General features: G+C 69.4%; 27 protein-coding genes and 1 pseudogene. 12 read left to right on the top strand and 16 right to left on the bottom strand.

Going from position 1 to position 26,036, the window contains the following annotated elements; genetic code table 11:
* Positions 1 to 46: 46 nt before the first annotated feature.
* Complete coding sequence (locus Afe05nite_RS37390; protein WP_203822042.1) at positions 47 to 655, top strand: hypothetical protein; 609 nt, start codon at positions 47 to 49, stop codon at positions 653 to 655.
* On the opposite strand, the gene Afe05nite_RS37385 is transcribed toward Afe05nite_RS37390, so the two are convergent.
* Positions 580 to 1,512, bottom strand: coding sequence for a COG4705 family protein (locus Afe05nite_RS37385; protein WP_239118483.1), 933 nt, complete (start codon positions 1,510 to 1,512; stop codon positions 580 to 582). The genes Afe05nite_RS37390 and Afe05nite_RS37385 overlap by 76 nt on opposite strands.
* Positions 1,513 to 1,603: 91 nt before the next feature.
* Positions 1,604 to 2,992 (bottom strand): sensor histidine kinase, encoded by a 1,389-nt coding sequence (locus Afe05nite_RS37380; protein ID WP_203822041.1) that lies wholly within the window; start codon positions 2,990 to 2,992, stop codon positions 1,604 to 1,606.
* A 112-nt stretch (positions 2,993 to 3,104) separates the two neighbouring features.
* Here Afe05nite_RS37380 and Afe05nite_RS37375 point away from each other — a divergent pair, with 112 nt between their 5' ends.
* From Afe05nite_RS37375 to Afe05nite_RS37360, 5 genes are all read left to right on the top strand, one after another.
* Complete coding sequence (locus tag Afe05nite_RS37375; protein WP_203822040.1) at positions 3,105 to 3,773, top strand: HAD-IB family phosphatase; 669 nt, start codon at positions 3,105 to 3,107, stop codon at positions 3,771 to 3,773.
* Between the two features lie 62 nt (positions 3,774 to 3,835).
* Entirely contained in the window at positions 3,836 to 4,522 is a 687-nt protein-coding gene (locus tag Afe05nite_RS37370) for a response regulator transcription factor (protein ID WP_203822058.1), read from the top strand.
* A gap of 43 nt (positions 4,523 to 4,565) precedes the next feature.
* Entirely contained in the window at positions 4,566 to 4,700 is a 135-nt protein-coding gene (locus Afe05nite_RS44755) for a hypothetical protein (RefSeq protein WP_275407543.1), read from the top strand.
* A gap of 100 nt (positions 4,701 to 4,800) precedes the next feature.
* Complete coding sequence (locus Afe05nite_RS37365) at positions 4,801 to 5,739, top strand: alkaline phosphatase family protein (protein ID WP_203822039.1); 939 nt, start codon at positions 4,801 to 4,803, stop codon at positions 5,737 to 5,739.
* Between the two features lie 104 nt (positions 5,740 to 5,843).
* Complete coding sequence (locus Afe05nite_RS37360; RefSeq protein WP_203822038.1) at positions 5,844 to 6,956, top strand: hypothetical protein; 1,113 nt, start codon at positions 5,844 to 5,846, stop codon at positions 6,954 to 6,956.
* A gap of 147 nt (positions 6,957 to 7,103) precedes the next feature.
* Here Afe05nite_RS37360 and Afe05nite_RS37355 read toward each other — a convergent pair whose 3' ends face one another.
* The gene (locus Afe05nite_RS37355) at positions 7,104 to 7,904 is read right to left on the bottom strand and encodes a COG4705 family protein (RefSeq protein WP_203822037.1); all 801 of its coding nucleotides are present in this window, start codon (positions 7,902 to 7,904) and stop codon (positions 7,104 to 7,106) included.
* Between the two features lie 291 nt (positions 7,905 to 8,195).
* On the opposite strand from Afe05nite_RS37355, the gene efeO reads away from it, so the two are divergent.
* The gene (gene efeO / locus Afe05nite_RS37350; RefSeq protein WP_203822036.1) at positions 8,196 to 9,335 is read left to right on the top strand and encodes an iron uptake system protein EfeO; all 1,140 of its coding nucleotides are present in this window, start codon (positions 8,196 to 8,198) and stop codon (positions 9,333 to 9,335) included.
* Positions 9,336 to 9,579: 244 nt separating this feature from the next.
* Positions 9,580 to 10,362 carry a COG4705 family protein gene (locus tag Afe05nite_RS37345; RefSeq protein ID WP_203822035.1) on the top strand — a complete coding sequence of 261 codons (783 nt, stop codon included), beginning with the start codon at positions 9,580 to 9,582 and terminating at the stop codon, positions 10,360 to 10,362.
* A gap of 305 nt (positions 10,363 to 10,667) precedes the next feature.
* Here the strand turns inward: Afe05nite_RS37345 and Afe05nite_RS37340 are convergent, their stop codons facing one another.
* The 7 genes from Afe05nite_RS37340 to Afe05nite_RS37310 form a co-directional block, all read right to left on the bottom strand.
* Positions 10,668 to 11,627, bottom strand: coding sequence for an undecaprenyl-diphosphate phosphatase (locus Afe05nite_RS37340; protein WP_203822034.1), 960 nt, complete (start codon positions 11,625 to 11,627; stop codon positions 10,668 to 10,670).
* Positions 11,628 to 12,387: 760 nt separating this feature from the next.
* Positions 12,388 to 12,726 (bottom strand): mercuric ion transporter MerT, encoded by a 339-nt coding sequence (merT, locus tag Afe05nite_RS37335; RefSeq protein WP_203822033.1) that lies wholly within the window; start codon positions 12,724 to 12,726, stop codon positions 12,388 to 12,390.
* Complete coding sequence (locus tag Afe05nite_RS37330) at positions 12,723 to 13,157, bottom strand: MerR family transcriptional regulator (RefSeq protein WP_203822032.1); 435 nt, start codon at positions 13,155 to 13,157, stop codon at positions 12,723 to 12,725. Before Afe05nite_RS37330 ends, merT begins: the two co-directional genes overlap by 4 nt.
* The gene (locus Afe05nite_RS37325) at positions 13,154 to 13,486 is read right to left on the bottom strand and encodes a hypothetical protein (RefSeq protein WP_203822031.1); all 333 of its coding nucleotides are present in this window, start codon (positions 13,484 to 13,486) and stop codon (positions 13,154 to 13,156) included. The genes Afe05nite_RS37330 and Afe05nite_RS37325 overlap by 4 nt, the downstream gene beginning before the upstream one ends.
* 128 nt (positions 13,487 to 13,614) lie before the next feature.
* Positions 13,615 to 14,616 (bottom strand): hypothetical protein, encoded by a 1,002-nt coding sequence (locus Afe05nite_RS37320; protein WP_239118482.1) that lies wholly within the window; start codon positions 14,614 to 14,616, stop codon positions 13,615 to 13,617.
* Positions 14,613 to 15,065 carry a MerR family transcriptional regulator gene (locus Afe05nite_RS37315; protein WP_203822030.1) on the bottom strand — a complete coding sequence of 151 codons (453 nt, stop codon included), beginning with the start codon at positions 15,063 to 15,065 and terminating at the stop codon, positions 14,613 to 14,615. The genes Afe05nite_RS37320 and Afe05nite_RS37315 overlap by 4 nt, the downstream gene beginning before the upstream one ends.
* Positions 15,066 to 15,481: 416 nt before the next feature.
* Positions 15,482 to 15,811 (bottom strand): hypothetical protein, encoded by a 330-nt coding sequence (locus tag Afe05nite_RS37310; RefSeq protein WP_203822029.1) that lies wholly within the window; start codon positions 15,809 to 15,811, stop codon positions 15,482 to 15,484.
* Between Afe05nite_RS37310 and Afe05nite_RS37305 the strand changes: the two are divergent.
* Positions 15,765 to 16,106 (top strand): annotated as a pseudogene (locus Afe05nite_RS37305) (NAD(P)/FAD-dependent oxidoreductase); the annotation flags it as partial. The gene Afe05nite_RS37310 and the pseudogene Afe05nite_RS37305 sit on opposite strands and share 47 nt — an antisense overlap.
* Positions 16,107 to 16,217: 111 nt before the next feature.
* On the opposite strand, the gene Afe05nite_RS37300 reads toward Afe05nite_RS37305, so the two are convergent.
* Complete coding sequence (locus Afe05nite_RS37300; protein WP_203822028.1) at positions 16,218 to 17,039, bottom strand: sulfite exporter TauE/SafE family protein; 822 nt, start codon at positions 17,037 to 17,039, stop codon at positions 16,218 to 16,220.
* Between the two features lie 37 nt (positions 17,040 to 17,076).
* Here Afe05nite_RS37300 and Afe05nite_RS37295 point away from each other — a divergent pair, with 37 nt between their 5' ends.
* Positions 17,077 to 17,616, top strand: a complete 540-nt coding sequence (locus tag Afe05nite_RS37295) for an oxidoreductase dimerization domain-containing protein (RefSeq protein WP_203822056.1) — start codon at positions 17,077 to 17,079, stop codon at positions 17,614 to 17,616.
* A 101-nt stretch (positions 17,617 to 17,717) separates the two neighbouring features.
* Here Afe05nite_RS37295 and Afe05nite_RS37290 read toward each other — a convergent pair whose 3' ends face one another.
* The 3 genes from Afe05nite_RS37290 to Afe05nite_RS37280 all read right to left on the bottom strand — a co-directional run bounded on the left by Afe05nite_RS37290 (position 17,718) and on the right by Afe05nite_RS37280 (position 21,039).
* Positions 17,718 to 18,986: an Nramp family divalent metal transporter gene (locus Afe05nite_RS37290; protein ID WP_239118481.1), complete on the bottom strand. Its 1,269-nt coding sequence runs from the start codon at positions 18,984 to 18,986 to the stop codon at positions 17,718 to 17,720.
* 66 nt (positions 18,987 to 19,052) lie between these two features.
* Positions 19,053 to 20,003 carry a ferritin-like domain-containing protein gene (locus Afe05nite_RS37285; RefSeq protein WP_239118480.1) on the bottom strand — a complete coding sequence of 317 codons (951 nt, stop codon included), beginning with the start codon at positions 20,001 to 20,003 and terminating at the stop codon, positions 19,053 to 19,055.
* Positions 20,004 to 20,223: 220 nt separating this feature from the next.
* A complete protein-coding gene (locus Afe05nite_RS37280; RefSeq protein ID WP_203822027.1) occupies positions 20,224 to 21,039 on the bottom strand; it encodes a MucR family transcriptional regulator in 816 nt (271 codons plus the stop codon).
* A gap of 120 nt (positions 21,040 to 21,159) precedes the next feature.
* Here Afe05nite_RS37280 and nicT point away from each other — a divergent pair, with 120 nt between their 5' ends.
* Positions 21,160 to 22,266, top strand: a complete 1,107-nt coding sequence (nicT, locus tag Afe05nite_RS37275) for a Nickel transporter NicT (RefSeq protein ID WP_203822026.1) — start codon at positions 21,160 to 21,162, stop codon at positions 22,264 to 22,266.
* A 75-nt stretch (positions 22,267 to 22,341) separates the two neighbouring features.
* Here nicT and alaS read toward each other — a convergent pair whose 3' ends face one another.
* Complete coding sequence (gene alaS / locus Afe05nite_RS37270) at positions 22,342 to 24,987, bottom strand: alanine--tRNA ligase (RefSeq protein WP_203822025.1); 2,646 nt, start codon at positions 24,985 to 24,987, stop codon at positions 22,342 to 22,344.
* Between the two features lie 50 nt (positions 24,988 to 25,037).
* Between alaS and def the strand changes: the two genes are divergently transcribed.
* On the top strand, positions 25,038 to 25,577 hold the full coding sequence (gene def, locus Afe05nite_RS37265; RefSeq protein ID WP_203822024.1) for a peptide deformylase: 540 nt from the start codon (positions 25,038 to 25,040) through the stop codon (positions 25,575 to 25,577).
* On the opposite strand, the gene Afe05nite_RS37260 is transcribed toward def, so the two are convergent.
* Entirely contained in the window at positions 25,574 to 26,026 is a 453-nt protein-coding gene (locus tag Afe05nite_RS37260; RefSeq protein WP_203822023.1) for a Fur family transcriptional regulator, read from the bottom strand. The two genes, def and Afe05nite_RS37260, sit on opposite strands and share 4 nt — an antisense overlap.
* Positions 26,027 to 26,036 lie beyond the last annotated feature (10 nt).

Raw genomic sequence — 26,036 nt, 5'->3', positions numbered from 1 at the left:
ACGACGAGAACGGGGACGGGCCATGCGAACCAGATCGGCAACGGCGGTGACCGGCGCGCTGAGCGCGGTCCTGATGCTCGCCGGCGGGTGCGCCACCTCCTCGGCCACGGTCTCGGCCGGCGGCCCGGCAGCCCCGGCATCGCCGGTGTCCGCGACCCCGGCCCGGGTCATCACCCTCGCGCCCCCGAAAGCGAAGACTGTGGCACCGGTCTTGAGAAACACCGGTACCGCGTGGCCGGCGATCCTTGCTTCCCTCGCGGCCTACGGCCAGTGGTCGCTGGCGAACCCTAACCCCGCCACCATCGCGGCAGTGGCCGTGCCCGGCTGCAGCACCGCGAGCCAGCTTGGCGAGCAGATGTCCGGTCTACTCGGCAGCCAGGCCACGGTGACGCCGAGCCCGGTGGTCTTCGGCGCATTCACCAGTCCCTCACCGGTCGCCGCCGGCGTCAGCAAGATGGTCCTGTACGTCAGCGCGAGCCGGCCGGCCGAACCCGTCATGAGCCGTCACGGCCAGCAGATCAACACTTTTCCGGCGCTTCCTCCGACCAACCTGGAGATCACCCTGAACCGCGGCACCGATCAGAGATGGCGATTCTGTTCCATCGAGTCGATCGGTGACGGCGCCTCGGAAGACCCGACGGTGGCCCTGTTGTAACCGTCATGACCGGGCAAGTTCCTGCGGCGCTCGCGGACCTGCGCGAACACCATCAGGGCGAACAGCACGGTGAGTAGCACCACCGAGGATCCGAGCGTGCCCAGATCGAGGCCGCCCTTGGCCACCGGCTTGGTCAGAAGGTCGCCGGCCGTCGCACCCAGCGGGCGGGTCAGCACGAACGCGAGCCAGAAGAGCACCACATTCGGTACCGCCGGCACGTACTTGAGACCGAGCAGCACCGCGAGCACGGCGGTGACCAGCAGCGCTCCCCCGGCGTAGCCGAGCCCCGAACTGTCGGACAGGAAATCACCCACCGACGTGCCGAGGGTGTTGGACACCAGGATTGCCGCCCAGAACAAGGCCTCGCCACGGAACGTGTCGATGTCGGTGATCGCGAAGGTCAAACCCGAGACCCGCCACACCACGAAGATCACGATCAGCAGGGAGACCAGGATGGCCGCGCCGACGGGATAGCCCAGACCCAATCCCTGCGGTCCCCAGCCGAGGGCGTCCGTGCCGGCCGCCAGGTAGCTGGTGTCGCGGTTCATGAAGTCCGACATCGTGGTACCGGCCATGCTGGTCGACAGGATCACCGTCCAGTAGAAGAACGGGTTGTAGCGCCGCGACCGCAACTGCACCACCAGGGTCACCACGAACACGGCGAACAGCGCCATGGTCGTCAGGAAGTAGCCCAGCTTCAGGGTCTGCGCGAACAGGTCGCCGGCGGTTTCGCCGAGCGTGGTCGCGGCGATCTTCATGACCCAGAAGGCCAGGGTCACCTCGGGCAGCTTCTTCATCACGACGCGGCCCGCGCCGGCCACGTCGGCTTCGGTGAAGACTTCCGGCTGGTACCTCAAGACACTCTCCGATCGACGACGGCAAACGCCACCAACGTACGGAATGTCCGATAAGAGACGGCTGAATGGCCCGTCGTGACCTCGGCGGCGCTCAGTCGTTGCCGCCGGGCAGCGGCAGATTGATCCGCATGGCCGCGCCCACATCGAGGTCGTCGACGGTGAGCTCACCGCCGTGGGCGGTGACGATGTCACGGGCGATCGGCAGGCCCAGCCCGGTGCCGCCGGCTGCCCGCGATCGGCTGTCGTCCAGCCGCACGAACCGGTCGAAGATCCGCTCCCGATCGTCCGCCGGGATGGGCGGGCCGTCGTTGCCCACGCGCACCTCGGCCGCACCGTCCACCACGCGTACGGTCAGGGTGACCGTGCCGGCGGCGTGCCGGGCCGCGTTGTCGACCAGGTTGCGCAGGACCCGCTGCAAGGCGTCGGCGTCGCCGGTCACCCGCACCGGCTCAATGTCCGCGCGGACGGTCAGCCGAGGATGTTGCACAGCGATCCGTTCGCGTTCGGCGTAGGCCAGGTCGTCCAGGTCGACGTCCTCGCGGCGTACCCGCAGCCCGTCATCGTCCACGCGGGCCAGCAGCAGCAGGTCCTCGACCAGGCGGGCCATCCGGGCGCTCTCGCGGCGGATCCGGGCCACCGACCGGGCCGGCGCCTCGTCGAGTCCGGCGCCGTCGAGGAGGTCGGCGTTGGCCTGCACGGTTGCTAGGGGGCTGCGCAGTTCGTGGCTGGCGTCGGCGACGAAACGGCGCTGCGCCGCCGACGCGGCCTCGATCCGGTCCAACATCGTGTTCATCGTGGAGGCCAGCGCGGCGACCTCGTCATCGGCGGCCGGGACGGGCAGCCGCGTGTGCAGGTTGCGGGACGTGATTGACGCCGCCTGGGCGCGCATGTCCTCGACCGGGTGCAGGGTGCGTCCGACGAAGAAGAACGTCGCCGCGCCGACGACGACTGCGAGCAGCGGCAACCCGACCAGCATCGCCGCGATGACCGCCTCGGTGCCATCGTCGAAGGTGTCCAGCGACGATCCCACCAGCACCGTCTGCAACCCGGCAGCCGTGTTCACCCCGACCGCGACGACCTCGAACAGTTCGTCGTGTGCGAACGTCAACCGCTGTTGCTCGGTCAGCCGCCGGCCGGCGGCCGGCCGCAGCGCGGAGATCGGCGCCTGGCCGGCGAGCGCTTCCGAGGCGGCCGCGACCCCGCCGGCGGCGTCGACGACCTGGACCACCGTGCGTTCGCGGGCCGACGGTCGTAACAGCGAGGTCAGGTCGTCACCGCCGCGCAGGGCGGTGACGACCTGGGTGGCCCGGTCCGTGGCGGCGGCGGTGATGGTGTTCAGCAGGACTCTGCGCGCCGTGACCAGGAGCACGCCACCGCACAGCAGCGACGCCACGACCACCACGACCGCGGCGGCCAGGGCTGAGCGCAGCCGTACGCCCAGCCGGCGCTTGAAGCGCCGCACCACCGCCAGTTCCCGCATGCCGTCACCGTAACGACCGCCGCACTGAAAGACCGCTGAAAGATCGGCGTTCAGCCGCTCTTCAGCACCTGGCGTGCAGGCTCGCCAGCAGTCGAAGAGGAGGCCGATCGTCGTGAGCACCCGTCCCCTGACCATCGTCGAGCCGCCGCGCGCGCTGCGGCCCGCTGCCCCCGAGCCTCCTGGACGACGACAGCACCAAGCAGTCGTCGTGTGGAACCTCGACGGCACCCTCACCCGCCGCGACACCCTGCTGCCGTTTCTGCGCCAGGTCTGCGGGCCGATACAGGTGGGCCGGGCGGTCGCCGCTGCCACCGGCCGCGACGGCCCGAGGGCACTGCTGCTTCAACAGTTGCTCGGGGGGCGAGTGACCGCAGAGGTGGACGTGGTCGCCCGCCGGTATGCCCAGCACCTGTTCAATCACCTCCTGCGGGCGGATTGCCGGCGCCGGTGGCAGTGGCACCACCACCACGGCCACCATCTGGTCATCGCCTCGTCGTCGCCGGAGGTCTACGTGGGTCACCTCGGCACACTGCTGGGCGCCGACACCGTGATCGCCTCGCGCATAGCCTCGGTGAACGGCCGGCTCACCGGGCGGATCAGCGGCGGCGACTGCCGCGGCGCCGAACGGGCTCGGCGAGTGCTGGCCCACCTGACCGAGCGGCCGGCCGGCCTGCTCTGGGCGTACGGCAATCTGCCCGCCGACCGTGACCTGCTCGACCTTGCCGACATCGCCATCCGGGTGCGCCCGCTGCGGCATCTCTACGCGATGACCGACGCGTGAGCGGCGAGTCCAGCGCATCCTCAGCCGCGATGGTTCAGGCTGGCAGGGAACAGGGGGTCGCCATGCGGGTGCTCGTCGTCGAGGACGAGGTGGAGTTGGCCGAGACGATCCGCGACGGGTTGGCGGTGGAAGGCTTCACCGTCGACCTGGCCCACAACGGCATCGACGGACTGTGGAGTGCCACCGAACAACCGCATGGCGCCTACGACGTGCTGATGCTCGACATCATGCTGCCCGGCCGCAACGGCTACGAGATCTGCCGCGAACTGCGCGGGCGCGGCATCTGGACCCCGGTGCTCATGCTTACCGCCAAGGACGGCGAGTACGACCAGGCCGACGCGTTCGACCTCGGCGCCGACGACTACCTGATCAAACCGTTCTCGTTCGTGGTGCTGATCGCCCGGCTGCGCGCACTGGTGCGGCGAGGCGCACCGGAGCGGCCGGCGGTGCTGCGGGCCGGTGACCTGTCGCTCGACCCGGCGGCGCGGCGGGTCGCCCGCGGGGACACGCCGATCGCGGTCACCCCGCGCGAGTTCGCGATGCTGGAGTTCCTGCTGCGCCACCCCGGGCAGGCGATGACCAAGACGGCAATCCTGGAGAACGTCTGGGACGCGCACTTCGCCGGCGACCCGAACATCGTCGAGGTCTACATCGGCTACCTGCGCAAGAAGATCGACCACCCGTACGGCCGCGCGGCCATCGAGACCGTGCGCGGCTCTGGCTACCGCCTCGCCCCGGAAGGCGGCTGACCGGTTCAGCGCTCTCTTACCAAGATCTTGTCAGTTTTCGTCCATGAACTCAGACAAGATCGTTGTGGTGTCGGCGAGCGTCGGCGCCGGCCACGACGGCGTCGCCCGCGAGCTGGGCCGCCGATTCACGGCAGACGGCTTCACCGTCACCCACCACGACTTCCTCGATCTTGCCTGACCTGAAGGACGCCTGAAGAGCAGGTAGCGGCGAATCCCTGGTAGCCGGGCAGTCCGGGGCAACACTGCGACCAATAGCACCTCCAGGGTCGGGAGCCTCCATGCACACCACGGTCACGCGACGCCTCCTCGGAGCCGCCGTTGCCATCGCCGGCCTCGTCACCGCCGTTCCCTCCGCGGTGCCCGGTGCGGCCACGGCCTTCGCACCTGGCCGAGCCACTGCGGCCGGCCACCACGGCTACTCCAAGGTCATGGTCATCGTCGAGGAGAACCGCACCTACCAGCAGATCATCGGCAACCCGGACGCCGGCTATCTCACCCGGCTGTCCCAGCACTACGGCTCGGCCACCCGCATGGTCGCCAACTACCCGGTCGGCTGCCCGTCACTGGCCGCCTACCTCCTGATGACCAGCGGCAGCACCGCCGGCATCTGCGACGACCAGGGACCACGGCACCACCCGATCAACGGCCCGAACATCTTCGCGCAACTCGACGCCGCCCACCGGTCGTGGCGCAACTACGCCGAGGACCTGCCGGCACCCTGCGCGCGCAAGAACGGCTCGCACGGCATGTTCCTGGTCCGGCACACGGCCGTGCCCTACTACACCAGCGAGGCCCGGGCCTGTTCGATCGGGCAGGTCGAGCTCGGTGCCACCCTGCCGGGCGACCTCGCGACCGGCCGGCTGCCGGACTACTCGTTCGTCACCCCGAACTCCTGCCACGACATGCACGGTGCGCCGAGCTGCCCGAGCCTGCAGGTCGCCCACGGCGACGAGTGGCTGGCCCGATGGATCCCCCGCGTGCTGGCCGGGGCCGACTACCGGTCCGGGCGCCTCGTCGTGATCATCACCTTCGACGAGGGCTCCGACACCGACAACCACATCCCCACGGTGGTCCTCTCCCCCACCACCAATCAGGTCACGGACACCCGGGCATACGACCACTGCTCGACCCTGCGCACCAGCGAAGACCTGCTGGGCCTGCCCCCACTGGGCTGCGCGGCCACGGCCGTACCGATGACCGCCGGCCTTCACCTCTGACCTACAAGTTGTAGGAGTATTGGGGTGGGCGTTACCGGGCTGTAGCCGGCCGGCCATGGGTGGTACCGAAGGTCCTGGGCAGCGTCCACCACTCGAGGAGACTCATGCGCCCGCACCCTGTCGTCAGCCTTGCCGCCGGGATCACCGTGACCCTCGGCGCCGTCGTCGCCCTCACCGCACCGACGGCGGCCAGCGCCGACCGCGACGACCGCCACCGGTCCTCCTACACCGTCGGGCTGTTCGGTGACATGCCCTACGGCGACTACGGCCGAGCCCACTACCCCGCCGTGATCGCCGACATGAACGCCGCGCACCTGGCGTTTTCACTGTTCGACGGCGACACCAAGAACGGCAGTGAACCCTGCTACGCCGACCCGCACCCCGAGGACCCGGCGAACCCGACCCCGGACAAGGCCGTCGCCGACGCCACCCACCCCGACGTCTACAAGTCCACGCTGAGCCTGTTCGCCCAGCTCGACGCCCCGGTGATCTACACCCCCGGCGACAACGAATGGACCGACTGCGACCGGCCCAGCACCGTCGGCGGCGCCGTTTCCGACTCCAGCGACCGCCTCGCCTACCTGCGCAAACTGTCCTACCCCGACAACCGCAGCCTGGGCCGGCACAAGATGACCGTGATGCGGCAGAGCGCCGCCTACCCCGAGAACGTCCGCTTCACCAAGGGCCCGGTCACCTACCTCGCCCTCAACATCCCCGGCAGCGACAACAACTTCGCCGACGGCACCAAGAACGGCCCGGCCGCCGAGGGCCAGGCCGAGTACGCGGCCCGCAACGCCGCCAACCTCGCCTGGCTGCGGACCGGATTCGCCGCCGCCAAGGCCGCCCACTCCAAGGGCGTCCTGATCGTCACGCAGGCCGACATGTGGGACCCCAGCGCCGTGCTCACCCACTACGCCGACACCAAGGCCGAACTGTTCCGCCAGACCACCGCCTTCGCCGGCCCGGTCGTGCTGGTCAACGGCGACTCGCACAGCTTCGAGACGACCAAACCCCTTACCGACTACGCGACGGTCAACGCCGCCGGCCTGGCCGGGCCCAACGTGGTGGAGAACTTCACCCGCGTCACCACCTTCGGCGAAGCCCAGAACCACTGGGTCAGCCTGGCTGTGGACGCCCAAGACCCAAACGTGTTCACCTTCGAGCAGCACCTGATCGCGGCGAACATCCCGGCCTACACCCCGCCGTCAGCACCCTGACGCCCCAGGGCGGGCGGCCGGGCTGCTGCCGTTCGCCCGGCCGCTGGTCAACGCGTCGGGTGCCGCCGCCCTTAGCCGTCGGACGAGTTCAGCTCCGGCAGGCTAAGGCCGGTCAACGCGGGGCCGGCCAGGGGCCGCCCGGGCGGATCAGGGTCGGCCGTCCCGGATTGCCTCGGTCCGGTCCTTGCGGGTCACCGTGAGGTAGACCACCACCGCCAGGATGGCCGCCAAGAAGATCAGGCTGGTGGTAGCAGTGCCCAGGCCGAGACCACCCTCATCACTGGACAGGCCGAGGAAGTCGCCCAGGTTCGCACCCAGTGGACGGGTCAGAATGTAAGCGAGCCAGAAGCACAGCACCGGACCGGCACCGAACCGCCACGCGATGACCACGGCCAGGATCAGCCCGGCCGGCAGCAGGATCGCCGGGCCGGGCGACCAGCCGGTCAGATCCAGGGTCCAGTCGCCGGCGGCCGTGCCCAGCGCGAAAGTCACCAGCACTGTCAGCCAGTAGAAGGCCTCCCGCGGTGTGGTCACAATCGAGTGGATGGACAGGGTGCGTTCCCGGGCGTACCAGATGCCGAAGACCACGGCGAGCAGAACGGCGAACACGGTAGTGCTCAGCCACAGGGCGACACCCTGGTTGTCGGTGAGCTGGTCGGTCAGCAGGGTGCCGACGACGCTGATCAGCACGACGGCGAGCCAGTACACGCCCGGCAGGTAACGGCGCAGCCTGAACTGCACGAACAGCACGATCGCCAGGGCCACGACGAAAACGACGGTGGTATTGGTCAGGCCGAACCCGAGCGTCTCGTTGATGTAGTCCGCCAGGCTCTCGCCCACCGTCGTACACAAGATCTTGATAATCCAGAAGTAGATGGTGACTTCGGGAACCTTGTTGAGCATCTGGGTCGCGGCTGGGCTAGCGCTGACTTCGCTGACTCCCGGCATGACCTCAGAATGGGCCACAGTCTCCTCAAGAGTGCTGTAACCGAACATTTGCTTGGCCCGGCTGGACTCCCATGGCGGTGAAGCGTGCGGGCATGGCTGCGGCGGGAGTTGTGGCGACCGGAGCGGTCGTGTCGCACAACGAGCGGACGACCGCCAAGCCGCCAATCGATGAGATATGGCGCGATTTTCGCTAAGTGTTCCGCAAGAGAGCGGACCTCTCCTGGACGATTAGGTGAGGCATGCCTTACCGTCACCTACAACTTGTAGAACTTCATTCGAGGACGGAAGATCATGCGCGCTACCTACCGGGTGCTCGCTCTTGTGGCGGCCGGCTCGCTCGGCGTGCCCCTCGCGGGGTGCGGCTCCGACGACTCCGCCGGCACCACTGCGGCCGGCGAGACCATCACGGTCACGGCGACCGACACGCTCTGCGAGATCGCCACAAGCACCCTGGATGCCGGCACCAGCATCTTCTCGATCACCAACAGCGGCACGAAGGTCAACGAGTTCTACATCTACGGGCCTGGTGACCGGGTGCTGGGCGAGATCGAGAACATCACCCCCGGGCTGTCGCGCGAGTTACACGTCGAGCTGCCCGCCGGGTCCTACGAGATCGCCTGCAAGCCCGGCATGATCGGCCAAGGTATACGGAACCCGATCACCGTGTCCGGCTCCGCCGCTCCGCTCGCCGACGACGCCGCGCTCAAGGACGCCACCACCGACTACACCCGGTACGTCAAGAGCCAGACCGCTGCCCTGCAGACAAAGACCAGCGAGTTCGTCGCCGCCGTCAAAGCCGGCGACATCGCCCGAGCCAAACAGCTGTACCCGATCGCGCGCACCTACTGGGAGCGCATCGAACCGGTGGCCTCCGTCTTCGGTGACCTCGACCCACGCATCGACGGACGCGAGGACGCCGCACCGGACGGCCAACCCTTCGGCGGCTTCCACCGCCTCGAGAAAGACTTGTGGGCCCCGAAGCCGGACATCAGAAAGGACGGCCCGATCGCTGACCAACTACTCACCGACGTCAAGGAAATCGTGCGGAAGTCGAACGCCGAGCAGCTCACCGCGCTGCAACTGGCCAACGGTGCGAAGGGGCTGCTGGACGAGGTCGCCAGCGGCAAGATCACCGGCGAGGAGGACCGCTACTCGCACACCGACCTGTGGGACTTCAACGCCAACATCGAAGGCTGCCAGGCCGCGATAGCCGCGCTTCGCCCGGTGCTGGAGAAGCGCAACCCGACCTTAGTCAAGACTCTCGACGCCGAGTTCGCCAACGTCGACGCGGCCCTAACGAAGTACCGCTCCGGCAACGGCTGGAAACTACATAGCGAGCTGAGCCCCACCGACCTCAAGGGTCTGTCGGACGCGGTCAACGCGCTCGCCGAGCCGGTCAGCAAGGTCGCCGCCGCCCTGGTAACGAGGTAGCCGGCACAGGCTGAGGGACGCTGACCGCGGTGTTCGCTTCACCATGCCGTCGACAGGCATCGGCATCGGCATCGATCACCGGCGCCTTTCCCGCTGCACGTCCATCGCTCGCTCGACCTCTCCCAAGGGCCCCCACAACCTGCCGACGCGATGAGACTTCGTGGGGTATCCGGCCAAGCGTTGCGTCAAAACGGCGACGCGGTCGTTCAGCCGTTCTTCAGGCGCCGGCGGCGAACATTCCCGGATGACAACTGATGTACGTGCCGGGCATCTGCGTGCCACCGGACTGGTGAAGGTGCCGCAGGTGACGGCCCTTTTCTGGATCATCAAGGTGCTCACCACCGGGATGGGCGAGACCGCCTCGGACTTCCTGGCGCACGCCCTCGCACCACCGGTGGCGGTCGGCATCGGCGCAGTCGGGCTCGCCGCCGCGTTGGTCGCACAGCTCTGGGCGCCCCGCTACCGGGCGGGCATCTACTGGTTCGCGGTGGTGATGGTCAGCATCTTCGGCACGATGGCCGCTGACGTGCTGCACGTCGCGCTCGGCATCCCGTACGCGGTCTCCACAGCTGCCTTCGCGGTTGCGCTCGCCGCGATTCTCTGGCTCTGGTACCGCACCGAGGGCACCCTGTCGATCCACACGGTGATCGCGGGACGCCGGGAACTGTTCTACTGGTCCACGGTTCTGGCCACCTTCGCGCTGGGCACCGCCGCCGGCGACCTCACCGCAGCCACGTTCGGCTGGGGCTACCTCGGCTCCGGGCTGATCTTCGCCGCCGCGATCGCGGTGCCCGCCGTCGCGTTCCGGGCCCGACGACTCGGCCCGGTCGCCGCGTTCTGGACCGCCTACGTGATCACCCGCCCGCTGGGCGCGTCCTTCGCCGACTGGATGGGCGTCTCCACCGCCCGCGGCGGCCTCGGGCTCGGCACCGGCCCGGTCACCGCGGCCTGGGCCGCTGTGATCGTCGCGCTGGTCGGCTATCTGGCCTACTCCCGGGCTGACCGTGCGCAGGTGCCCATCGGCTGAAATCCGACACTTACGAACCGCTGGTGGTGCCGGCCGGCATCCTCGGCCTCGTCTGCGCGCTCAGGCTCGCTCCCGAGGCGGGCGTTCCGAACCACCTTTCGTGCGCCACCACCCGTGGTCGGCACAGGACCGGTGCCGGTACGGCGCACCCACCCGGCCTCGTACGGGTTCTGTCGTGCGTGGGCCTGGTACGCGGCTGAAACCGGCAAGCCGACGTCGGACGCAACGCGCTGTCGCCTCGGTCGCGGACACCTGCACCGTTGAAGCCCGCTACGCGCCCGGCCGGGCGCACCCTGCCCCGCCGATCAGTTGAATACGGTCCAGACCAGGGCGCCCACTCCGGCCACGACGCAGTAGATCGCGAACGGGTTCAGAGTGCGGGTCTCGAAGTAGCGGGTCAGAAAACGCAGAGACACGTACGCGGCGACGCCCGCGACCAGGCTGCCGGCCAGCACCGGGCCAAGGATGCCGCGACCCGAGGGCCCGGCGAGTTCCGGCAGCTTCAACACCCCGGCCGCGAGGATCACCGGGGTGGCCAGCAGGAACGCGAACCGGGCCGCGTCCTCGTGCGACAACCCCCGAAGCAGTCCGGCGCCGATGGTGGCGCCCGAACGGCTGACGCCGGGCAGCAGCGCCAGGATCTGCGCGCTGCCGATCAGCAGCGCCTGACCCCAACTCTGCCCGCCGAGGCGGTTGTCGGCGACCACGTCACCACCGTGGGCGGCCGAGACACCGCCCCGACGCGCAGCAGCGCTCACATAGACGTGATCGGATCCCATCGCCACCGGCTCTGCGACCGGAGACCTCCCGCGGATCCGCTCGACGCCGGCCAGGATCAGCCCGTTGAGGATCAGGAAAAGGGCTGCGGGCACCGGCTTGCCGAGCGTGGTGCGCACCGTGTGCTCGAGCACCAGGCCGGCCAGCCCGACGGGGACGGTCGCGACCACCAGCAGCCAGCCGAGCCGCTGATCCGGCGTACTGATGGTGCGGTCCCGGACCGAGGTGGCCAGCCCCCGCACGATCCGCACCCAGTCGGCTCGGAAGAACCAGATCAGCGCGACCGCCGTCGCGACGTGCACAGCCACCACAAAGGCCAGGTACGGCGACTGGTCCGCGCTCAGGCTCAGGTCGCGCGCCCACCGGCCGCCGATGATCGCCGGCAGCAAGACGCTGTGGCCCAGGCTGGATACCGGGAAAAGCTCGGTGACGCCCTGCAGCAGGCCGATGACGATCGCCTCGGGGTAGGTCAGGGTGGGGTCGGCCATGTGAGATCTTCCGGTCGAGGGGCGCGAGGACAGCATGCGGATCCTGCTGCGCAGCCGCTGAGAAACCGCTGAAGAAGGTCACCGTTGTATGCCGCTACCGTTGGTCCTCGAGCAAGACAGCCTTCATGGTCAACGGCAGCCACAGCGCCCAAGCCCTGACCTGAAGCACAACCCAACCGGCAGCCCCGACGGCGATGAAAACGAGAAGCATCCGGCGAATATCGCGGAGTGCCCCTAAGAGAACGCTGAAACCGCAGGCTGGAGCCGGGCCGTGAACGGCTCTTTCATCAAGTTCTCAGCAGTCGGCTGGTGGTAGGTAGCGTTCGGTCTGCACAGTGGGGCAACCGTGCCATCACCGCCGACGACTCCGCGGGTGGCGCGCTGGCCACCGAGTGCGGGGCCAGGGCTGCTGATGTGCGCGATTGCCCAGATCGCCGCCGGACGGCCGGTGCTGAGCTTTGGCTAGATCACCACCGCGGACGCCGCCCGGCGTACCCCCGCGAAGATCTGGCACCCGATCCGGCACATCGACGACCAACAAACTCGCGCTGCGCTTCCCGTCGATCCGGGCCATTGGCCACCGCGGCCGCCCTCACCGGCGCACCGTCTCGGCCAGCTCATGCGGTTCGTCGCCGGCGAAAGTGGAGGCTGCCGGATGACTTTGGAGACGGGCGACAGCACGGATCGAGATCCGGTCAAACCCCACCCCGCCGGATGCCACAGGTACCCGACTCGAGATCGGATTGCTTCAGCATGCCGTTCAGCAGCCGCAGCTTCCGCTGCCGCACCCAGTGGTCGAGCCGCGGGCAGTCGAAGCTCGGTGGACGCTGCGACGCCGGTGCAGCCACCACAGGCCCAGGGCGGTTACGGCCAGGCCGGCTGCGATGGCGAGCAGGGTTTGCTCGAGCAGGGCTGCGCCTGCGCCGGTCAGTACGCCGGCGGTGATCAGCAGTGGGATGGCGCAGCATGCCGCGCAGGCGAGTGCGGCGAGTCCGCCGGTGATCTTGCTGCGTGTCGGCGGGGTGTTGTCCGCGGCCGGGGCGACGTCGTGAGTGGGTGTGGCCGGTGGCGAGGTGGGGGCTGGCGTGGGCAGGTTCATGCGGGTTCCCCCTGGGAGCGGTCGGCGGCGCCGATGGTCAGGAACGGGATAGGGCAATCGGCGCAGGTGCAGTTGGTGAGGCTGTCGCAGCGGGCATCGACGACGTCGGTGAGTGCGGCGCGGATGGCCGTCAGATCGGCGATCCGCGTGTCGATCTCGGTGATTTTGTCCATGGCGCGTTGCCGGAGATCAGCGGTGGGGTGCCGGCGGCGCCCGGTGTCGAGCAGTTCGGCGACTTCGTCGAGGGTGAAACCGAGCCGCTGTGCTGCCTTGATGACGTTGAGCAGGGCGACGGTGGCCGGCGGGTACAGGCGGTGCCCGCCCAGGCTTCGTTCCGGTTCGGCGAGCAGGCCGCGGCGTTCGTAGTAGCGCAGCGTCTGCAGGTTGACCCCGGCCGCGGCGGCGACCTGGCTGCTGCGAAGCCCGCTCATACTGCCGCTGTCTGGGCCGCACGGGCGGCGAGTGCGTCCAGGACCTTGACGTGCGCGGCCGGGACCTCGACATCCAGCTGCAGGACTGGGTCCGCTGTGGTGAAGGAGAAGGAGAAGAAGGAGCAGCAGGAGCTTTCCCGGTTGGTCAGGTCCCGGGCGGTCGCTTCAGCCGCTGGGTCGAGGGACCACCGCAGTGCCGTGGCAGACAGCCGCTGCTGGCCGCGCAAGGCGGTGGCGAACAGATCATCGAACTCGGCGAGCCGCAGTGGCCGCTCCACGGTGGGCAGGGTGCACGCCTCAGGCACCCATGCCCGGTCATCGCTGGTCATGCCATGACGGTAAGCCTGTACCCGGGTACAGGATGCAAGTCCTTCCGGTGCACCGTCTTGGCGTCCGGGCCGGTTCACCGGCGATGTGCCGCGAGAGATCCGACCGTAGCCTCCCGTGGTGGACGGGGCTATGCGGGTGATGGTGCTACGAGATGGGAACTGTCGGGTTCGCGGGTGATCAGCGGGACGAGGCGGACGAGGACGACCATCGCGATCAGTTCGACCAACGTTTGGGTCACTACGGCCAGGGGTGCGATGTGCAGCGCTTGAGGTAGGGCGAGGGCGAGCGGGAGCACGACCAGGGAGTTGCGGGTGGCGACGGAGAACATGATCGCCCGGGTGGCGGGCACATCGAGCCGGGCGATCCGGCCGGCCAGCCTGCCGATGAGCACGGCGATCACGACGAAGGCCGCGTACAGGGGCACCACCTGCAGCAGTGCGACGGCTTCGGCGCCGACCGCGGCGATCTGGGAGCCGATGACCACGGCGAGGGTGGCCATCATCAGCGGCACCATCGCCGCGGCCATGGCCTCCTCGACGGCACGTCCGGCCCGGTGCCGGGGTGCGGCTGCCTGCACGAGCGCCGCGGCGGCCAGTGGCACGGCGATCAGGACGAGGAACGCTTCCAGGAACGGTTCGATGTCGACGACAGCGAGGACGTCGGATCCGGCGAACAGGTACAGGTAAACCGGGAGCAGCAGCATCTGGGCGGCCATGAGCAGAGGTGCGGCCGCGAGCAGCCGGGCGCGAGCGCCGCCGGCCAGACCGGTGAACACGATGACGTAGTCGACGCAGGGGGTGAGCAGGACCAGCAGTACGCCGAGCAGCAGCCCACGGTCGCCGGCGACGAAGCGCGACAGCCCGAAGGTGACGGTGGGCATGACGAGGAAGTTCACTGCCAGGACGGTGCCCAGGAAGCGGATGTCGCGTAACGCGCGGCCGACCTCGACCAGTGGGACACCGAGGAACGTGGCGAACAGCAGCAGCGCCAGGACCGGGTTGATCGCGTGGGTGAGCCCCGGGGCCCATTGCGGTGCGGCCAGTCCGGCGATCGCGCCGACGGCGATCGCGGCGAGGTAGAGCGGGATCTGCTGGGCGTCCCACCATTCGACGGTGCGGCGCATGGTCATCGCGTCCGGGTTCCCTCGTGTGCGGGGCTGGTGGTGGTGCAGTTCAGCCGCTGGTCGGTGAGCAGGGCGCATTCGCTGCGGCAGGAGTCGCCGCTGTCGGGGCACGCCGCCACTCGTCGGGTGGCGGCGGCGAGCCGGTCGCGGAGCCGTTGCAGACTCGCCAGCCGTTCGTCGACATCGCGTAGTCGCTGCTGAAGGGTCGGATGCATTACCTCGTGGACCTGGGTGCAGCTGTCGCTGTCGACCACGAGTAGCAGCTCCGCGGTCTCCGGCAGTGACAGATTGAGTTGTTTGGCCGCCTCGATCATCGCCAACCGGTCCAAGACGCTCTCGTCGTAGGTGCGGTAGCCGTTTGGGCTACGCCGAGCCGTGATGAGTCCGAGGTCCTCGTAGTAGCGCAGGGTGGTGGCAGGGATACTCGCCCTGGCCACGACGTCGGAGATGAGCACCCGAGAACCGTAAACCTTTGAGTTGACTTGAAGGTTTGGTGCGTGAGCGGTGATGTCGCCGATATCTCAGCGCGACGATGATGCGCTGATCGCGGTACACGCTGAGCACGACGACAAAGAGGTGGGCCTCGGAGGCTCGCCGACGGCGGCTCTGGCCGATCGGAGTCGCCGGACGATGCTCGGAGCCGATGTGACAGCCGCACAGGCTTTCTGGACTGGATTGTTCAACGACGTCGTGGACGGCGGCCGGGATGAGCCCGTTCCGGCGCCACGCATGGCAGAATTTGGGCGCCGTGAGTGCGTGATCAAGGCTCGGCCGGTGCGCGACGCATAACCGCGACTCAATCCATGCCGTTGGAGACTGAGCCGTCGGACCTTAGTCGGTGGTCATGCCGTTGAAGCGGCTGGCCTTCGGATCAGCAGCACCGTCCTGCCGCGGAGGGCGTGAGTGTGATCAGTCCTGCGACGCTGGGCAGGGCGCCGGGTTCGTCGGAGTCGGTGGCGATCTGCAGGGCGATGTGGGGGTCCAGGCCGATCTGCGCGGCGGCGGCGCGTACGGCGTCGGTGGTGCTGGTTGTGGTGGGTAGCAGGGCGATGATGGCGGCGGCCAGGGCGCCGGGCAGCTCGGGGTCGATGCCGAGGCGGGCGGCGATGTGGGGTCCGGCTTGCTCGGCGCTGATGCCGGTGCCGCAGAACCCGGTCGACTGGAACAGCGTCGTCGAGGAGATCCTCGGTGACGACGGCAAGGTGGTCGGCGCCCGGCTGCGCAACGTGCAGACCGGCGAGACCAAGGTGCTCGACGTGACCGGCGTCTTCGTCGCGATCGGCCACGACCCCCGCAGCGAGCTGTTCAAGGGTCAGGTCGAGATGGACGACGAGGGCTACGTCAAGGTCGACGCCCCCAGCACGCGTACCAACGTTCCGGGCGTGGTCGCCGCAGGCGTCGACCACACCTACCGCCAGGCCATCACGGCCTCTGGCACCGGTTGCGCCGCCGCGCTGGACGCGGAACGCTTCATCGCGTCATGCCTCGAGCTCTGACCGCTCCCGGGCCCGGAATGCGCGGCACGGCAACAGCCGAGGGCGCCGGCCGGCGACGCACCTGAGCCGGCGTCGGCCGTGCCGTCTTACCGGGCTCGGCGCGGTGATCGCTCATCCGGTCGTGGCGTGACGCCAGACTTTCAGCGACGAAAGCACAAGCAGCACAGCCAGACCGGGCACCAGGACCACTTCGGGAACCACCCCGAGCAACAGCCCGCCCAGGACGGTCCCGGTGACGGAGCCCGCCGCCAGGATGAGGCCCAAGCGGGCGTGGCGGCGCAGGACGGTGAAGCTGCCGTCCCGGCTGTAACGGGCGAACGCGACCAGCATGGTCGGCAGGGAGACCGCCAGTGACAGGCTCCCCGCGATCTTGATGTCAGTGCCGAACAGCAGCACGATCGTAGGAATGAGCAGTTCGCCGCCGGCGACACCCATGATCGCGGCGACCACGCCGATGAAGAACCCGGCGACCACGCCCACCGTGACCGTCGCAGCGGTCGGCATGTCGACGTGGTGCAGAGTCCCGACGTGATTGGCGATCAGCGCACCGGTGATGAGGATCAGCAGGACGGCCAGCACCCGGTACAGCGTGGATGAGCGCATCCGGGTGGCCCAGGACGCGCCGATCCAGGCGCCGGCGAGGCTGCCGAGGAGCAGGTTGACCACCACAGCCCAGTGCGGCGTCAGCGCCGATAGAGGAACAGCCGCGAGTCTGGCGGGCAGGGCGGTCAGGACCACGACAAGGCTCAGGGCCTTGTTCAGGATGACCGCCTGCAGGGCGGCGAACCCGAACAGCATGATCAGCAGGGGAAGCCGGAACTCGGCCCCGCCGAGGCCGATCATTCCGCCGAGCACACCCACCGCGGCGCCGGCGGCGAATGCCACCGGTGCCCACCGGACGACACGCTGATCGCCGGCCTGCGGTGTCTGCACGGCCTCGACCCTACGGTCACATCCCGCAGTCTCCGCCATCGGCCAGCGACGGTCACCGCGCCGCCGAGGCAAGGTCGGGAGGAGGATCCTCCGACCGTCCGCTGGCTCCTACCGACAGCCCGCATCCGCTCCCCCAGCACGCGATACAGCGTCAGCCGTCACAGTCTTCGACCTCGTCGCCGCCGGCACCGGCCTGCGCGACGCCGCCGCCCGCCAGGCAGGCTTCGACCCGGTCACCGTGGCAACCACCGCCGACGACCACAAGGCCTACTACCCCGGCGCCACACCCGTGCACCTGCGCATCACCGGCGACCGCCGCACCGGGCGGCTGCTCGGCGCCCAACTTCTCGGAGCCCGCGACGCGGAGATCGCCAAACGGGTCGACACGTACGCCACCGCCATCAGCTACGGCGCCACCGTCGACGGCATCGCCGACCTCGACCTCTCCTACACCCCACCGCTCGGCAGCCCCTGGGACGCCGTCCAGGTCGCCACCACCGCGTGGCGTCGCGTGCTGCGAACTTCGTCCACCGATGTCGAGGTAGGCATCACGAACCTGCATCGCGGACACCGATGACGGGTGCAGCCCGTTCGACCATCGCATGTCCAGCGCGATGGCGGACCCACCCGATCAGTGCCCGACGACAGTCAAGAGGCCCCGCGCCGACCCTGAGCTCCCTAACCGCCGAGCCAACCGGCGATCTGCTGGCCCAGCAGCATCAGGTTCAGGCCACTGAGCACGGCCACCACCAGAAGCATGCCCGCCGTCATGGCCGGGGTGTTGACGTGGTCGCCCATGATGCGGCGCCGACTGGTGAGCCACAGCAGAGCGCCGAGCGCGAACGGGATGCCGAACGACAACGCCACCTGGCTGAGGACGAGCGCCTTGGTCGGGTCGATGCCGGAGGTCAGCAGGATGACAGCGGGTGCCATGGTGATCGCGCGGCGCAGCCAGATCGGAATGCGCAGGTTCAGGAAGCCGTCCATGATGATCTGTCCCGCGGCCGTGCCGACGCTGGAGGACGAGATGCCGGAGGCCAGCAGCGCGGCGGCGAAGGCCAGAGCCACGCTGCCGCCCACGGTCTCGGCCAGCCGGCTGTGCACCTCGTCGAGGCCGATCGGGGCGGAATCGCCACCCTGGTAGAACAGCTTGGCCGCGACCACCAGCATGCTGAGGTTGACGAGCCCGGCGATGCCCATCGCGATGCCGATGTCGATGCGGGCGAAGTGCAGCAGCCGTTTCGGGGGTTCGACTCCGGAACTCGGCATCCGGCTGCTCATCAGCCCGGAGTGCAGGTAGATGGCGTGTGGCATGACGGTGGCGCCGATGATGCCGACGGCGAGCAGCAGGGTCTGTGACCCGGCGAAGCTCGGCACCAGGCCGTTGAGGACCTCGGTGGCCGAGGGCGGGATGCGCAGGGTCAGATAGAGGAACCCGATGCAGATCAGCGCGAGCATCGATCCGACGGCCAGTTCGAACGGGCGGTGGCCACGACGCTGGAAGGCCAGCACGGCGTAGGCCAGCACCACGGTGACGCCGGCGGCGACCGGCAGCGGCATGTCGAACAGCAGGTTGAGCCCGATCGCGGCGCCGACGAACTCGGCCAGGTCGGTGGCCATGGCGACGATCTCCGCCTGCCCCCACATGAACCACCTGGTGCGGCGGGGCATCGTCTCGCGGCACAGTTGCGGCAGGCTACGGCCGGTGACGATGCCGAGCTTGGCCGCCAGGTACTGGATGGGCATGGCCACGACGTTGGCCAGCACCACGACCCAGACGAGCCGGTAGCCGGTGCTGGAGCCACCGGCGAAGTTGGTGGCGAAATTGCCGGGGTCGAGGTAGGCGATGGCCGCGACGAACGCCGGTCCCAGCGCCGCGGCGACTCTCAGTCTGCTCGGCGCCGCCGGCAGTCGGTCAAGGTGTGCCTGCTGCGAAGTCTGTGTCACGAACGGATTCCATCCTCGGGGCTGCGAGGTCCGCCCCGCAGCACGGGGCGGACCTCGACCGATCGGTCAGCCGGAGACGCGGACGTCGCCGTTGAGGCCCTTGGGGTAGAAGCCGCCCCTGCTGACCTTGCCGGGGTTCAGGTACACGATGTTGAGGACCTGTCCCGGGGTGCGGCTGTAGGCGATGCCGCTCTTGTTCGTCGGGTTGATGTTGGCCCGCCCGTAGGCGGTGAGACCCTGGTCGATGTCGGTCTTGCCGTCCAGCGAGTCCCGCGCGGCGGACAGCTTCGCTACAACCGGGGCCAGGTCCTTCTCGAACAGCGACGTACGGATGGTCGCGGCGTGGTAGGCCTCGACGGCGAGGATCCCGGCGGCGGCTTCCAGGTAGGTCTTGTTGGTGATCAGCGGGGCCGCACCCTTGTACGCGGTGACGCCGACGTCCTCGAACAGGTACGCCGCGAGCAGGAAGTTGTTCTCGTTGGCGTACGGGTCGAAGGTCTCGGTCGCACCGACGACGCCGGCGGCGCGGGCGGCGGCGGTGAAGCTGTCGCGGATGTCGATGGCCGGCCGGGACACCGCGGACTTGCCCAGCGCGCCGCGCAGGAAGTTGACGTGGGCGCGTTCGTCGTTGGCGATCTCCTGGGCGTACTGGCGGATCGCGGGGGTGTCGAACTTGACCGCCCGACCGCCGGTGACTCCGCCCCGGGTGCCTTTGCCGGTGGTGAAGGTGTCGGCCAGCCCTTCGCCGTTGACGGCGTGCAGGTAGAACTCTGCTTCGAGGTATTCGAGGTTCAGCGCGAAGTTGAGAACTGCCCCGTCGCTCGGGGCGGCTGCGGCACCGGCCTCGTCGGTGGTGCCGTCCGCGGTGTCCGGAGCGGCGAAGGCGGGGGCGGCGAGCACGCTGCCGCCCAGGACCCCGAGACCCATGGCACCGGCGCTCTGCAGGAAGCGGCGCCGGTCGGCACCGTTCTCGGCGCTGCGGCTGATCATTTCTTTGACGAGCTTGGTTCCGAACACGTGTGCTCCCTGACGTGATGACGATGCGGGAATGTCCGCGGGCAGCGGGCGCAGGGAGTCGGCCTCGGCATCCTCAATCAGGCAGGCGAGAGCGGCGAAGGAGACTCCGGGAGCAGACTTCGCTTATGGGCTGCGGCCGATGGCCGCGTCTGCTCTTGCAACTATGATGCAGTTGCGATCATCAGGCAGTTGTTTCGGATATTCCGGCCGGCGGCCGTGGTCATCCGAGGTGTCGGAGGACCGGTGCGGAGTTTCTTTCGAGCCTCCACCGCACCCAGTGCGTGCTGTGACCGACCGCTGCAGCGAGCCGGACCAGGGACCACCCCGCGGTGTGCCGATCCGCCAGCCAAGTGGGTAGATCATCGGTGCCGACGCGCTCAGCGGCGGCGCGGTCGGCGGACAGGGCGCGGGACCGGCGCCCTTCCGGGGTGTTGGTACCGACGGGGCGCACCGCGACACCGGCGTCGTCGAGGGCGGCGCGCAGGCGGACACGGCCCAGGCCGGTCACGGCGGCAAGGGTTTCCATACTGGCCCCGTCGGCGTACGCCGAGCGGAGGTATTCGGCGAGTGTCATGTCGCCCAGACGGGCGGCAAGCTCCTGCGCACGCCGTGTGGCGACAGTCCTGCGGCCCGCCTCCAACGCGGCGCGGCGCCGGTTGACACGCTGGGCGGGCTCGGGCCGGGACCGGACGTCACGGGCACGGCCGCGCAGCCTGGCCGCTCCCGCGGCGAAAACCTCACGCAGTTCCTCGGAGCGGTGGTAGCGGCCGGCCTGCCGGTCCCGGATCGACGCGGACAGGGTACGAGCGATCAGGGGCTCTCCGGCGTACAGATCCATGGCGGCGCGGTAGCTCTCCGCGGTGTAGCCGTGCGCGCGGACGTGCGAGCCCAGCGACGTGTACCAGCGGCCGCACAAATGGCAGCACAGCCGGCCGGTCGCGTCCTCGACGGTCAACTCGCCCGGCCTGGCGTGCAGGCCGGTGCCGTCCGGAAGTTCCCAGAGGTGGCCGTGCCTGAAGCCCGCCGCAGCACCCACCCGGACAGCGTGCCCTTATTGCCATGAAGTTGCAACAAGCCGCGCAGCGGCCGGGCGACCGACCGCCGGGATGGTACTTTCCTGCTTGATACAGCTACCTCATCTGGAAGCAGGCCCGGCATGGTCGACACCCGATTGTCGCGGTTCCGGCAAAGCCTCACCCCGGGCGACCGGCGTTCGCTCGCCGGCATGGCCGGATTCATCGTTCTCCTGCACGTCACCGGTTTCGGCATCCTGTTCGGGCTGGTCGTGCCCCGGCATTTCCACCTCGGCGGGGACCATCCGGTCTTCACCGTCGGCGTCGGTGTGCTGGCCTACACCTTCGGGCTGCGGCACGCGTTCGACGCCGACCACATCGCGGCGGTCGACAACACCACCCGCAAACTCATGCAGGACACCGACCGCAAACCCCTGTCCGTCGGCTTCTGGTTCTCCCTCGGCCACTCCACGATCGTCTTCGCGCTGGCGTTCCTGCTCGCGGCCGGAGTGAAAGCCCTGGCCGGGCCGGTCGAGGACGACGGGTCCGGACTGCACTCGATCACCGGTGTGATCGGCGCGTCGGTGTCCGGGGTGTTCCTGTGGATCCTCGGCATCCTCAATCTGGTGGTGCTGCTCGGCATCATCCGGGTCTTCCGCGCGATGCGACGCGGCCGCTTCGACGAACAGCGGTTGGAGGACCAACTCAACAAGCGCGGGTTCATGAACCGGTTCCTCGGCGGTCTCACCAAGTCGGTCCGCAGACCATGGCACATCTACCCGATCGGGGTGCTGTTCGGCCTGGGCTTCGACACCGCCACCGAGGTCGGCCTGCTCGTCCTGGCCGGCGGCGCGGCAGCGTTCAACCTGCCGTTCTACTCGATCCTGGTGCTGCCGATCCTGTTCGCCGCCGGGATGTGCCTGATGGACACGATCGACGGTGTGTTCATGAACGCCGCCTACGGGTGGGCGTTCGCCAAGCCTGTCCGCAAGGTCTTCTACAACATCACCATCACGTCGATCTCGGTCGCAGTCGCGTTGATCATCGGTACGGTCGAGCTGATCGGGGTGCTCGACGAGCAGGCGCACATCACCTCCGGGCCGCTGGCCGCGATCGGTGCCATCCCCCTCGACTACGCCGGCTACGGCATCGTGGCGCTGTTCGTGATCGCCTGGGTCGTGGCGATCGCGGTCTGGCGGTTCGGGCGCATCGAGCAGCGCTGGTCGGCCGATCTGGCACCGGGCGACTGAGGCGGCGGCGCTGCCGGGCCGCGACGATCCCGGCGGCGCGCTGCATGATCGCCGGCAGCGCCGCCGCCTCGGGACTCAGGATCCGCTGGTCAGGTCCCGCAGCCGGGTGAGCAGCTCGGCCGGGTCTCCGGTGGCCTTGCCCTGGGCGAGCGCGGCGCTGCCGCCGCCGCGACCGGCCAGCAGGTGTTTGATCAGATCGGCGGCAGACAGACCGCGCTCGAGCCCGGCGGGTGTGACGGTGACGACGATGCCGGCCCCGGCGATGACACCGACGACGCCGGGCCGGTTGCCGAGACGGTCGCGGACCTTCTCGGCCAGGCGCCTGCCGTCGCCGGTGGTGGTGACGCCGACGTAGGCGGTGCCGCCGAGGTCGACGGCGTGGGTGGCGAAGTCGGTCGCGTCGAGGTCGACGATCCGGTCCCGCAGGTCGTGGGCTTCCCGTTCGACCTGCTTCATCCGGGCCATCATCGCGGTCACCCGGTCGGGCAGGTCCGCCGGGCGGGCCTTGAGCTGGGCGGCGAGCCGGCCGACGAGGTCGCGTTCGCGGGCCAGGTAGCGGAACGCCTCGATGCCGGTGACGGCCTCGACGCGGCGCTGGCCGGCGCCGACCGACGACTCGCTGGTGAGGGCCAGGGAGCCGATCTGGGCGGACCGGTCGACGTGGGTGCCGCCGCACAGCTCGCGGGACCAGTCGCCGCCGATCTCGACGACCCGGACGGTCTCGTCGTAGGTCTCGCCGAACAGGGCCAGGGCGCCTTCGACGCGGGCCTGCTCGAGCGGCAGGTGACGCACGCCGACCGGCAGGTCGCGGCGGATCGCCAGATTGGCGGCCTCCTCGACCTCGCTGCGGGTGGCATCGGACAGCCCGCCACGCCAGGCGAAGTCCAGGCGCAGATAGCCGGGCCGGTTGTACGAGCCGGACTGCAAAGCGGTCGGGCCGAGCACCTGACGCAGGGCGGCGTGCACGACGTGCGTACCGGAATGGGCCTGCCGGGCCCCGGTGCGCCAGTCGGGGTCGACGGCGGCGTGCACGGTGTCACCGACGGCGAGACCGCCGTCGAGGATCCGGACGGTGTGCGCGACCAGACCCTCGACCGGGCGTTGCACGTCGACCACCTCGGCGTGCAGGCTGGAGCCGGTGAGCATGCCCGCATCGGAGTCCTGGCCGCCGCTTTCGGCATAGAACGGGGTGCGGTCCAGCGCGACCGTGACGATGTCACCGGCGCCGGCATGTCCGGCGGGCACGCCGCCGGCCCAGATCGCGAGCACCTTCGACGCGGTTTCCAGGGTCTCGTGGGCCAGCCAGTCGGTGGGCCCGTGGCCGTCGAGCACCGCCCGGTAGGCCGACAGATCCGCGTGACCGGTCTTGCGGGCCTTCGCGTCGGCCTTGGCCCGGGCGCGCTGCTCGGCCATCAGCGCCCGGAAGCCGTCGGCGTCCACGTCCAGACCCTGCTCGTCGGCGATCTCCAGGGTCAGGTCGATCGGGAAGCCGTACGTGTCGTGCAGCTGGAACGCCTGGGCTCCGGACAGCGCGGAGCGGCCGGCCTGCTTGGTCTCGGCGATAGCGGTGTCCAGGATGGTCGTGCCGGCACGTAGCGTGCCGAGGAACGTCTCTTCCTCGCCGTACGCGGAGGAGGCGATCCGGTCGAAGTCGGTGGCGAGTTCCGGGTACGACGGGGCCATGCAGTCGCGGGCGACGGGTAGCAGCTCCGGCAGGGCCGTGTCGTGCCAGCCGAGCAGCCGCATCGAGCGGATGGCGCGGCGCACGATCCGGCGCAGCACGTAGCCGCGGCCCTCGTTGGACGGCGTGACGCCGTCGCCGATCAGCATCAGCGCGGTCCGCACGTGGTCGGCGACGACCCGCAGCCGCACGTCGTCGGGGTGGCTCTGCGAGGCGGCGGGCCCGGAACGCGCGCCGTACTGCTTGCCGGTCAGCTCGGCCGCCCGGGCCAGGATCGGGCGGACCTCGTCGATCTCGTAGAGATTGTCGACGCCCTGCAGGATCGAGGCCATCCGTTCCAGGCCCATGCCGGTGTCGATGTTCTTGGCCGGCAGTTCCCCGACGATCCGGAAGTCCTCTTTCGACGCGACGTCGGCGATCTCGTTCTGCATGAAGACGAGATTCCAGAACTCCAGGTAGCGGTCCTCGTCCACCTCCGGCCCGCCGGGCGCGCCGTAGCCGGGACCGCGGTCGTAGTAGAGCTCCGAGCACGGCCCGGCCGGGCCGGGAATGCCCATCGACCAGAAGTTGTCGCTGCGGCCGCGCCGCACGATCCGTTCCACCGGCACGCCGGTCCTGAGCCACAGGTCGTACGCCTCGTCATCGTCGAGGTAGACCGTCGCCCAGATCCGCTCCGGGTCCAGCCCGTAGCCGCCCTCGGCCGGCGACGTGGTCGACAGCTCCCAGGCGAGCTTGATCGCGCCTTCTTTGAAGTAGTCGCCGAACGAGAAGTTGCCGTTCATCTGGAAGAACGTGCCGTGCCGCGAGGTCTTGCCGACCTCGTCGATGTCCGGTGTGCGGATGCACTTCTGCACCGAGGTGGCCGTCCGGTAGGGCGGCGTGCGGTGGCCGAGGAAGTACGGGACGAACTGCACCATCCCGGCCGCGACGAACAACAGGTTGGGGTCGTCGACGGCCGGCAACGGGGCACTCGGCACGACGGTGTGCCCGTGGGTCTCGAAGTGCGCCAGGAATCGCCGCTTGATCTCTGCCGTCCGCATAAACGCACCCCTTATTGCCGCCTGATTGCAGTTACATAGTATTGGCGACTGTGCAGACGCATTCCGGTACCCCACGACCGATCACCCGCTACGGCAACCCGGTGCTGCACCGGCGCTGCACGACGGTGACCTCGTTCGACGACGACCTGGCCCAGCTGGTGGCCGACATGTTCGCCAGCATGGCGGCGGCTCACGGGGTCGGCCTGGCCGCGAACCAGATCGGCGTGGACGCGCGCGTGTTCGTCGTCGACTGCCCTGACGCCACCGGCACCCCGGTGGTCGCCCACGTCGTCAACCCCGTGCTGCACCTGCCGGGGAGCCGGGACCTGGACGACGACACCGAGGGCTGCCTTTCGGTCCCCGGCCCGCACGCGTCCGTTCCGAGACCCGCGGCGGCGTACGTCACCGGTCTCGACCTGGGCGGCCGGCCGGTCCGTATCGACGGCACCGGACTGCTCGCCCGGTGCCTGCAGCACGAGAGCGACCACCTCGACGGACTGCTCTACGTCGACCGGCTGCCGGTCAAGCAGCGCAGGAAGCTGCTCGCCGAGAGCGCCGGGCACCCGGGCGTCGGCGCCGGGGTGTGTTAGCCGGCGCAGGCGACGCAGCGACCGGCGAGAGTCAGACTCTGGGCGGAGAAGCTGTAGCCGGTGCGGGACTCGGCCGCCGCCACCAGGTCACCGAGGTCGCCGGCGGGGATCTCGGCGACGCTGCCGCAGACGCCACAGACGACGTGATGGTGCGGCTCGTCGGCCAGGCCGAAGAGAGTGTGGCCCGGGCCGCCCAGAGAGTGCACGATGCCGTCCTCGGCCAGGATGTGCAGCGCCCGGTAGACCGTGGAGTGATCCATCTGCGGGTGCTGAGCAGTCATGGCTTCGTGCAGCTCGCGGGCCGACAGGTGCCCGGAGGCGCCGAGCAGTTCCTCGACGAGGGCGGCCTTGGCCACCGTCCAGCGCCGCCCCCGGCGGCGAACCCGGTCGCGTATCCGATGCAGCCGGCGTTGACGTTCCTGGCCGGTCATGACATCCGCCGATTTCACCCCGCCAGCC

Origin of the sequence: Paractinoplanes ferrugineus (assembly GCF_016862195.1) — a bacterium.
Taxonomy (GTDB): domain Bacteria; phylum Actinomycetota; class Actinomycetes; order Mycobacteriales; family Micromonosporaceae; genus Actinoplanes; species Actinoplanes ferrugineus.
This window is presented reverse-complemented; position numbering and strand designations above follow the sequence as displayed.